The organism is Nonlabens tegetincola (assembly GCF_002954355.1).
Taxonomy (GTDB): Bacteria; Bacteroidota; Bacteroidia; order Flavobacteriales; family Flavobacteriaceae; genus Nonlabens; species Nonlabens tegetincola.
In genome coordinates this window covers 711432-720886 of the sequence record NZ_MQVV01000010.1, presented here as the reverse complement: position 1 = coordinate 720886, position 9455 = coordinate 711432, and the positions used below count along the sequence as shown (strand labels likewise).

General features: G+C 36.2%; 10 protein-coding genes and 4 tRNA genes. All 14 read right to left on the bottom strand.

All coding sequences use genetic code 11. The features are described from left to right. Nucleotides 1–415 (bottom strand): GTP-binding protein (locus tag BST93_RS03700; protein WP_146104973.1); only part of this gene is annotated, 415 nt, incomplete at its 3' end. A gap of 107 nt (nt 416–522) precedes the next feature. After that, nucleotides 523–594 (bottom strand) — tRNA-Thr (locus BST93_RS03695). Between the two features lie 93 nt (nt 595–687). Next, nucleotides 688–760, bottom strand: a tRNA-Gly gene (locus BST93_RS03690). Nucleotides 761–802: 42 nt separating this feature from the next. After that, a tRNA-Tyr gene (locus tag BST93_RS03685) sits at nt 803–883 on the bottom strand. 30 nt (nt 884–913) lie between these two features. Continuing rightward, nucleotides 914–987: transfer RNA gene (locus tag BST93_RS03680), tRNA-Thr, on the bottom strand. Between the two features lie 96 nt (nt 988–1083). Further along, nucleotides 1084–1383 (bottom strand): ribosome hibernation-promoting factor, HPF/YfiA family, encoded by a 300-nt coding sequence (gene hpf, locus BST93_RS03675; RefSeq protein ID WP_042279744.1) that lies wholly within the window; start codon nt 1381–1383, stop codon nt 1084–1086. 21 nt (nt 1384–1404) lie between these two features. After that, complete coding sequence (locus BST93_RS03670) at nt 1405–2286, bottom strand: tyrosine-type recombinase/integrase (protein ID WP_105018120.1); 882 nt, start codon at nt 2284–2286, stop codon at nt 1405–1407. A gap of 67 nt (nt 2287–2353) precedes the next feature. Continuing rightward, a complete protein-coding gene (gene rpsU, locus BST93_RS03665; protein WP_042279738.1) occupies nt 2354–2548 on the bottom strand; it encodes a 30S ribosomal protein S21 in 195 nt (64 codons plus the stop codon). An 88-nt stretch (nt 2549–2636) separates the two neighbouring features. Then, a complete protein-coding gene (locus tag BST93_RS03660; protein WP_105018119.1) occupies nt 2637–3806 on the bottom strand; it encodes an acyl-CoA dehydrogenase family protein in 1170 nt (389 codons plus the stop codon). A 26-nt stretch (nt 3807–3832) separates the two neighbouring features. Continuing rightward, nucleotides 3833–4690: a helix-hairpin-helix domain-containing protein gene (locus tag BST93_RS03655; RefSeq protein ID WP_105018118.1), complete on the bottom strand. Its 858-nt coding sequence runs from the start codon at nt 4688–4690 to the stop codon at nt 3833–3835. A gap of 9 nt (nt 4691–4699) precedes the next feature. Then, nucleotides 4700–6784, bottom strand: a complete 2085-nt coding sequence (locus tag BST93_RS03650; RefSeq protein WP_105018117.1) for an amino acid carrier protein — start codon at nt 6782–6784, stop codon at nt 4700–4702. Between the two features lie 75 nt (nt 6785–6859). Continuing rightward, nucleotides 6860–7861, bottom strand: coding sequence for a potassium channel family protein (locus BST93_RS03645; protein WP_105018116.1), 1002 nt, complete (start codon nt 7859–7861; stop codon nt 6860–6862). Nucleotides 7862–7865: 4 nt separating this feature from the next. Continuing rightward, nucleotides 7866–8093: a PspC family transcriptional regulator gene (locus BST93_RS14450; RefSeq protein ID WP_042279727.1), complete on the bottom strand. Its 228-nt coding sequence runs from the start codon at nt 8091–8093 to the stop codon at nt 7866–7868. A gap of 15 nt (nt 8094–8108) precedes the next feature. Beyond that, on the bottom strand, nt 8109–9377 hold the full coding sequence (locus BST93_RS03635; RefSeq protein WP_105018115.1) for a DUF2851 family protein: 1269 nt from the start codon (nt 9375–9377) through the stop codon (nt 8109–8111). Nucleotides 9378–9455: the final 78 nt, after the last annotated feature.

Below are 9455 nucleotides of genomic sequence, written 5' to 3'. Positions count from 1 at the left end.
CAACCTTGTTAAGGAAAACAACAATACGAGGAATACCTACCTGACGACCTAATAGGATGTGCTCACGAGTTTGTGGCATAGGACCATCAGTCGCAGCAACCACTAAAATAGCACCATCCATTTGCGCAGCACCAGTAACCATGTTCTTTACATAGTCGGCGTGACCTGGACAGTCAACGTGTGCATAGTGACGGTTTTGAGTTTGGTACTCTACGTGCGAAGAGTTAATTGTAATACCACGCTCTTTTTCTTCAGGAGCATTATCGATCTGGTCAAAGCTTCTTGCTTCAGAATAACCAGCATCAGCAAGCACCTTTGTGATAGCAGCAGTAAGAGTAGTCTTACCGTGGTCTACGTGACCAATTGTACCTACATTAAGGTGCGGTTTGGAACGATCGTACGTTTCTTTAGCCATAATTATAGTCTTAGTTTATATTAGTGTTTCAATTTAAAAACCATTTAATTTACAAAATGGCTTATACCACAAATGGCCCCTAATTGAGACCTTTTTCATCTTAATTGAGCCAATGACGAGATTTGAACTCGTGACCTCTTCCTTACCAAGGAAACGCTCTACCCCTGAGCTACACCGGCTTTTATTATGCTTTCGCGAAAGCGTAATAGCCAAAGGCATATTTTAAGCATCACATCTCGTTAATGCTACATCACACCAAGGTGCAATAATTGAGCGGGAGACCGGGTTCGAACCGGCGACATTCAGCTTGGAAGGCTGACGCTCTACCAACTGAGCTACTCCCGCTTAAAGAAATTACTTTAACATAATTTCATAATAATGTGTTTGTGGGGAGAGCAGGATTCGAACCTGCGAAGGTTGCCCAACGGAGTTACAGTCCGTCCTCGTTGACCGCTTGAGTATCTCCCCAATGCTTACACATTTATTTCAAAAAACTTGAGCCGATAGAGGGACTCGAACCCACGACCTGCTGATTACAAATCAGCTGCTCTAGCCAGCTGAGCTATATCGGCTTTAAACTCTTTTTGTCTTCACAAAAACAGCCCGTTGTTTTAACGGACTGCAAATGTAAACCTATTTTTTAATTCACAAAAAAAAATTAAAAAAAATTAATGAGAAATTAATTTTTCCTTGCGGCGCTTGAGCTGACGCTCCAATGCAGCAGCACATTCGTCAATACATTGCTCAAAAGTTTTACATGTTTTTGTAGCAACCATATCGTCTCCTGGCACGAATAACCTTACCTCAGTAATCTTATTTTCCTTATTACTAGTCTTTTGAACTTTCAAATAAACATCGGCGCTTATAATTTTATTATAATACTGCTCTAATTTATCTAACCTTTTTTGAATGAACTCAATTAACTTGATGTCCGCATCAAAATTTACTGATTGCACGTTTACTTTCATAATCTTACGTTTTTGAGGTTACTATTTCTTTGAGCGCGGATGAGCATTTTTATAAACTCCTTTTAAACTAGCCATACTAGTATGTGTATAAATTTGTGTTGACGACAAACTAGAATGACCTAAAAGCTCTTTAACCGCATTTAAATCTGCTCCTTCATCTAGTAAATGAGTTGCAAAAGTGTGCCTCAATACATGAGGACTTACTTTTATCTTACTAGACACCTTACTAAAATACGATTTTATAATTCTATAAACAAGAGACGGGTATATTTTATCACCTTTAACTGTAATCAATAATGTGTCCACATCTCGTTTATCCATAAACACCCGCAACCTTAAATAATTGTCCAACAACCAATACAAACGATCGGTTACCGGCAGGATGCGTTGCTTATTTCTTTTTCCTACAACGCGTATTGTTCTAGCAGATTGCTCAAAGGAGCTGATTTTAAGACTAATTAACTCTTCTCGGCGAATTCCTGTTAAATAAAGTAACTCAATAATTAATCTATCCCTACAATTTTCAAAATCTTCTATATCGATTTTTTCATTAAGCACCTTCAACACTTCTTCTTTGGAAAATGGCAAGGTCAATCTTTTAGAAGTCTTTATACTTTTATGATGCAATAGTGGGTTTTCCTTGATTACATCAATTCTCTTTAAAAATTGAAAGTATGTTTTAAGCGCAGTTATTTTTCTATTTACAGATTGAGCTAGCAGTCCCTCTTCTAACAAGAATGCGATATAAGATCTTATCACCTGATAATTAACCTCATTTAAATTTACACCTTCAAATTCACAAAACTGTTTAAACTGGTACAAATCTCTATCATACGCCTTTAAAGTATGGGCTGAGTATCCCTTTTCAACTGATAAGTATTCTATGAAATTTTCAATAAACATAAAAAAACCGCTAGAAAGTAAATTTAAACATTTCTTTCTAGCGGTTAAACTTTAAACTAAAGAGTTCTTAGATATTCTCTTGATCTCTTAAGTGCTGAATGTATTCAGCTTTAATCTTTTGTGCTCTTTTTGCTACAGACGGCTTTGTAAACTGTTGTCTTCTTCTTAGTTCACGCATCTTCCCTGTACGATCAAATTTTCTTTTGAAACGTTTTAGAGCTCTATCGATATTTTCTCCTTCTTTAACTGGTATTATTAACATAGTGGCATCACCTCCTTTCTTTAGCGAGTGCAAAAATACATTTATTTTTTAATTCTAGTAATAAAAGATGTATTTCCTGGCAAATAAATTATTTAGCAGCAGGTTTGTAGTCTTTACCGTCAAGTTCCATTTTTGCTATTATCTCACGCATAATTTCACTCGTACCACCACCAATAGGCCCTAAGCGACTATCTCTCCACATACGTGCAAGAGGATATTCTTCTATATATCCATAGCCACCTAAATATTGTAAGCATTGATAGATTACCTCATCTGCTATTTTAGTAGATACTAACTTTGACATACTTGCCTCTTTAACAGGATAAAGCCCTTTATCTAGCTCCTCGGCAATGTTATAATTGAAACATTTTGCCATTTCAACCTCACTTAGCATATCGGACATTTTATGGCGTAATGCCTGAAATTTGTCCAATGACTTTCCAAACGCCTGTCTATCTCTCATATATTGAGCGGTGTATTCCAGCGCGTATTCTGCTCTAGCATGAGCATTGATACCCATTATTAATCTCTCAAGAGCAAAGTGCTGCATTATGTACGCAAATCCTTTACCTTCTTCACCCATCAGGTTTTCAACTGGTACACGCACGTTATCAAAACCTATCTCACCAGTATCACTTGCTCTCCATCCCAATTTATTTAGTTTAGTAGCGCTTATACCAGGCGTCTCACGATCCATTACGAATATGCTAATACCTCTTCCTTTTGCGTCAGGATCAGTTTTTGCAGCAACAACCAGATAGTCTGAATAGACTCCATTTGTTATGAAAGTTTTTGATCCATTAATTATATAATGATCTCCTTCCTTTACAGCGGTAGTTCTCATACCAGCCACATCACTTCCTCCAAATGGTTCTGTTATACCCAAACACCCTATTTTTTCACCTGTTAAAGTAGGAACAAGATATTCTTCCTTAATTCTCTCATCACCTTCCTTAAGCAAATGCTGTGCACCTAGAAATGCTTGTACCCACATCGCTGCCGCAAACCCACCTGAGTTAATACGCTGCATTTCTTCTAAAAAAATAACAGTATAGAAAAAGTCAAGATCAAGACCTCCATATTTTTCAGGATAATAAAGACCAAAGTAGCCCATCTCTCCCATTTTTTGGAAAATCTCTCTATCAATTTGACCGGTTTCCTCCCATCGTTCAATATGAGGAAGGGCTTCTTTTTGAAGAAAATCTCTAAAACTCTGTCTGAATGCGTTGTGTTCTTCGGTAAAGTATTTTGAGTACATATAAAATTATCGTATAATATTTCTAGTTAGTCGAGCGTCAAATATAACTGAATTAGGGCCAATTTCTCTTCAGGGAAACGGGAAGTTAACAGTACTTTATCCCAGCTCTTAAATCCATCTCGTAATGTGCGTTGCTCTATTAAAGCATCAACCAAGTAGTCGTTAAAATATGGAATGCTTAACAATTCTTCTCTTGTGGCGGTATTCAATGCTATTTTAATATGAGAAGCGTTGTTTGTCAAATAGAATTTTTCTTTGATCCTTATAAAAGTAGAATCAGGCAAACCATAAACTGATTGTACTTGCAACATATCAACAAAGCCACCTAATCTATCTCTTTCATTAATTATTTTCTTTGCTGTAGCAGGCCCTACGCCATACACCGACCTCAAATCATTATTAGTAGCTTGATTTATGTTTTTGCGAACATGGGTTCGTTTATTGGTGTAAGTCCTAGTTTGGTTTTTATTTTCTGTCACCCATTTAGGGAATTTAAAAAAGGGTCTTATACTATCCAACCATTTATCACTTACACCAGTCACCTCTTTAAATTGCCTAGTAGAGTTGATCCATTTTCCGCTTTCGCGAAAGCGTAATAATCTATCTATTTCCTCAACAGTCAACCCTAATTTATAGCCTTTAAAATCTGTAATGTAATTAGGATTGAATGGATAGATGGTATCACGTTTTCTTTTTTGTAAGGCTATTAAGGAATCTATCTGACCTTGATAACCTTCAATTCTAGACACGCTTAATTGGTTAGACGATTCAGTTGATTTTGTATATCCGTAAAATCCTATCGCAATTATTAATAAGATGCTTAATACAAAAATCCCTCTGAGCTGATTTTTAGTAAAAGCAAAGAGGGATTTAAATTGATTCATAAAACTGTATTATGCATCTTTTTTCAAGCCTAATTCTCCTGATTTAAGCTTACGCCAGTATTCATTAAGATCACGTTTAACTTCACCTGACATTAGATACAATCCAATAATATTAGGGAACGACATAGCAAGTATCATCATATCTGAAAAGTCTAGAACAGCACCCAACGATACAGAAGAACCTATAACTACAAAGATTAAGAAAATCATTTTATAAGCAATCTCTACCATACGACCTTTCCCAAAAAGATAGGTCCAAGCACGCATTCCATAATAAGACCAACTTATCATTGTACTAAATGCAAAAAGGAAAATTGCTCCTGCTAAAACATATGGGAACCAAGATATAACACTACCAAAGGCATCAGAAGTAAGTTGAGCTCCTGTAAGTCCTTCTACCTCGTGCATTCCTGTGAAGATTAATACTAAAGCCGTAAGTGTACAAACCACTACAGTATCGATGAAAGGCTCTAACAATGCAACAAAACCTTCAGAAGGTGGATGATGCGTCTTTGCAGCACTGTGAGCAATTGCAGCAGACCCTACACCAGCTTCATTTGAAAAAGCCGCACGTTGAAATCCAATGATTAACACCCCAATAACACCACCTTTTAATGCCGAAGGACTAAAAGCACCATCAATGATGGCAGAAAATGCAGGCCCTACATTCTCTATATTAATAATTATAACCGCTAGCGCTGCTATTATGTAGACACTAGCCATGAATGGAACAATTTTACCTGTAACTTTTGCGATACTTTGGATACCACCAATTATTACCACACCTACTAACACTGCTGTTATTATACCAAATATAAATCCATGTCCTTCTAGGAAAGTAAATTGAGTTGCTAGACCTTCAAAAGCTTGATTAGACTGGAACATATTACCACCACCAAAGGAAGCTCCAATTGCAAGTACTGCAAATAAAACTGCCAATACTTTACCTAATCCTTTTTTATTTTGTTTTTCAAGACCATATCTCAAGTAGTTCATAGGACCACCATAAACAGCTCCTGTACTTGAAATATCTCTATATTTTACACCAAGAGTACATTCCACAAATTTTGAAGACATACCTAGTAGTCCTGCTACTATCATCCAAAATGTAGCTCCTGCTCCACCTATTGAAATTGCTACAGCTACACTCGCTATATTTCCTAATCCTACAGTTCCTGAAACTGCTGTTGCCAAAGCCTGGAAGTGAGTAACCTGACCTGGTGCTGTTGGGTCATCGTACTTTCCTTTTGCAAGATCTATGGAATGCTTAAATCCTCTAAAATTGATGAATCCCATTCTCAATGTAAAGAATAAAGCCCCTAGCACTAACCAAATTACAATAAACGGAATAGGCTTTTGTTGAACATCACCATTAGGATGAAGTAAAGGAACCTTTTCATCATACTTAACTTGTGCAAACAAATGAGCTCCTGTTTCTATAACATCGCCACTGTTTTCTCCATTATAAATAACGTCCCCAGGATTAAGGTCTTTACCACGACTTTGTAAGTGGTTAAATTCACCACTAGCTGGTGAGGAAACAACCACATCTTGACCATTTTCTACTGCTACAATAGCAACCTCATCACCTTTTTTTACTTTTTCACCGTCGTTTTTCAACCATTGTTTAAGCGTGTACTTATTTGCATCTCCAGCTTCCCAGTTAGGTATAGAAATCTTTTTTGATTCTGCATAAACAACTGGATCGTAAATTCCAATTGCCGAAAATAAATCCCAGAACAGTACATTCCCCAAAGCTCCTACAGCAGGCACGGCAGCACCATTCAAATGCTCTACTATACTTTCTGCTTTAACTTCGTATACTCCTGCCACGTTATTTCCATCGGCATCTGTTACCTCAACTGTATAATTAATCCCTTCAGTAAGTGAAGTTGCGGTATTTGATTTTAATGGAGTGGATTGATTGGACCATTTGTAAGTATATGGTGCTTTACCACCTGACACAGTAACGGTAATAGAACCATCATTTATCTCTGATGTCGGGTTAGTAGTTTGAGCCTTTAAAATAAGCTCTTGTGCGTTACCTAACGTGGTTATAAGAAAGGCAGCAACCAGTATGTAAATACTCCTCATATATTAAATTTGATTAAACAAGGCAGCAATATCTTAAAAAATATTGCTAATTAAAAATTTAAAAGTGATAAACCCTTAGTCTCCTATGCGATATACCTTTTGTAAATGTTGTATTTGATTGGTATTTCCAACTACTATTATTTTTGATCCAGGAACTAATTCTATCGAGGGATCAGGATTTACAATATAATCTCCATTAGGATTTTTATACCCAATAATTGTACAACCAGTTTCTTTTCTTAGGTTTAAATCTAGAATATTGCAAGACCTTTGGTGATCAAACATTTGCTCAAATGAAACTTGTTCTAGATTAACTCCATCATTACCACCATAACTCAAATTATCCCAAAACTCTATTAAGTCTGGACTTACAATTAATGAAGCCATATGCTGCCCGCCTATTAAGTCAGGTAGGATAACGTTATTGGCTCCTGCGAGTTTAAGTTTACGCACAGTTGTCTCTTCACTTGCTCTTGATATAATCATCAACTTACTATTCAACTGCCTAGCACTTAAAACTACAAAGAGATTATCTGCATCATCAGGAAGAGCTGATATTAAAACACTGGCACGTTCGATTCCAGCGTTAAGCAAGGTTTCATCCTCGTTAGCATTACCCCTTAAAAAGTATTTACTATCCAAGCTAGCTTCATCTATAACTTCTTGATTTTTTTCAAGAACTATAAAATCACGATTATAATCTTGTAACTTCTCAACCGCTTGACGCCCGTTGCGACCATAACCGCAAACAATAACATGATTCTCCATGTTCTTAATTTGTTTAAGTTGTCTTTTAAAAATAATATCTCGTACTGAACTTCGTGAAATTAAATACTCTGTAAAAACACTTACTGCATATCCCACTGCAACTACACTTACTAAGATAAGCGCTATGATGAATAACTTAGCTTGCGGCGATGGATTTCCAATTTCTCGATAGCCTACAGTAGTAATCGTAATCACCGTCATATATAGAGCATCGATCACGTCTAGATCCATGGTTACCATGAATCCAATCACACCAGCACAAAGAATACTAAGAAGTAAAGTAAGTGCAATTTTTATCTTCCTACTCATTAGCTTAAAGATCAAAGACAGAACTTCGCTTTACGTATACTAAGTCTTTTATTTTTAACCAAAAAGCAATAATTAAATATACCGCAAATCCAGCACCGAGCGTAGCAAACGTAAAGTATATAAAAGTAATTCTTACACTGCGCGCTCTCATCCCTAAACGATCTGCTAACCGTGTAGAAACATAAAACCCGTATTTTTCTAGATAAGTTCTTAAACTAGCTACCATTCCCATAAAGTAAAAATACTATTAATTCCTGACTAGTGAAACACCTACATCACATTGCAAACACTTATTTCTATCGCAATAGTTAGGTTTTAATTGCAACAGTGATTGTGAAGTTAATGCCGATTTTACATTAATCAACTTTTTAAATCCATTTATAACAGCGTTACTTTCTGCTTTAACGGAATCCATAAGTGCGAGTAATTCCTCGGTATTTTCCTTACCCATTTGTTGACCATAATAAAATTTTATAGGCACGATACAATTGATAATGATTAAATCTATAAAAGCCTTAGTTAATCTTTTAGGCTGGTCATTAGTCTTCTTATCAAAAACATGATGATCATCCCAGTATTTAGATGCCTTTACTTCAAATAAATCATACACATCCTCTTTAGTTACAGCAAGCAAAACCTCAGCAAATAACATAGGTTTTCTATGGTATAACATGGCCAACTGTGAAATTCTCACCGTAGGAAAATTTGCTGGTCTCAATCTGAAAAACTTCATAGGTGTGAGCGATGGCTGTATTTGATATTTCGCTTTCGCGAAAGCGTACTCTTTAACACACAATTCGTAATACCTATCTTCCTTTTTCTCATCCAATAATCCTGACTGACCTAATAGTGCACTTTCTAACTGAAAAGAATCACGAGCCAATTTGCGCACGGTAGCCTGATCGATGCTTTGTGCTAACTGTTCAAAAGCATCAGCATTTGTTTTTGTACCAAAACTGCGAGCCAATAACTGAAAAAAAGCTGCTTCCCAGTCGTTATTGGATTGTTTCAAATAGTGTTTAATCCTAGCAGATTTTTGTTGCAATCTATTTATAAATAATTTTTCCAGCCATAAGTTGAGTTTAAATTCATTTACTTGCGGTAAATCCTGCTCACAGTTTATAAACTGATTGTTTTTATGTGCAAAAAGCTTGCGGTAGGACATCACTAGATTTTCTGGAACAAATCTTGAAACTTCCAGAACAGGTATTTTAATTCCATCTCGAGTTGAAATTTCAGCATCGTGCTGCCACACCACGTGTAAAATCACGTTATCATAAGCAGGATCATCGTCGTGACCGTGAAGAAACCAATCACTAGCTTTTACATGCATTTCTACATTACCTGCCCATTGTTGATTTCCTATTTTAAGTCTAGCATTAAAGAAATCTGGACCACTTTCAAAATTATGGGAACCTAGGGATTGAATAACAAGATCAACCCCATCTGTGGTAGTTAAAGGAATACCTGATAACTTTTTAAACTTCCATAAGTAATGAATAAAATCTTCTTGCATAAAAAAAGGTCATAATCTTTGTAAACTTAGAACAAAAATTATAACCTTTAACAGTACCTCACATACCTATAGGTGAAG

What these genes read in the sequence shown, in the direction of transcription:
- hpf (WP_042279744.1), bottom strand. Translation starts at nt 1,383, where the DNA reads ATGAAAGTAAACGTGCAATCAGTAAATTTTGATGCGGACATCAAGTTA.
- BST93_RS03670 (WP_105018120.1), bottom strand. Translation starts at nt 2,286, where the DNA reads ATGTTTATTGAAAATTTCATAGAATACTTATCAGTTGAAAAGGGATAC.
- rpsU (WP_042279738.1), bottom strand. Translation starts at nt 2,548, where the DNA reads ATGTTAATAATACCAGTTAAAGAAGGAGAAAATATCGATAGAGCTCTA.
- BST93_RS03660 (WP_105018119.1), bottom strand. Translation starts at nt 3,806, where the DNA reads ATGTACTCAAAATACTTTACCGAAGAACACAACGCATTCAGACAGAGT.
- BST93_RS03655 (WP_105018118.1), bottom strand. Translation starts at nt 4,690, where the DNA reads ATGAATCAATTTAAATCCCTCTTTGCTTTTACTAAAAATCAGCTCAGA.
- BST93_RS03650 (WP_105018117.1), bottom strand. Translation starts at nt 6,784, where the DNA reads ATGAGGAGTATTTACATACTGGTTGCTGCCTTTCTTATAACCACGTTA.
- BST93_RS03645 (WP_105018116.1), bottom strand. Translation starts at nt 7,861, where the DNA reads ATGAGTAGGAAGATAAAAATTGCACTTACTTTACTTCTTAGTATTCTT.
- BST93_RS14450 (WP_042279727.1), bottom strand. Translation starts at nt 8,093, where the DNA reads ATGGGAATGGTAGCTAGTTTAAGAACTTATCTAGAAAAATACGGGTTT.
- BST93_RS03635 (WP_105018115.1), bottom strand. Translation starts at nt 9,377, where the DNA reads ATGCAAGAAGATTTTATTCATTACTTATGGAAGTTTAAAAAGTTATCA.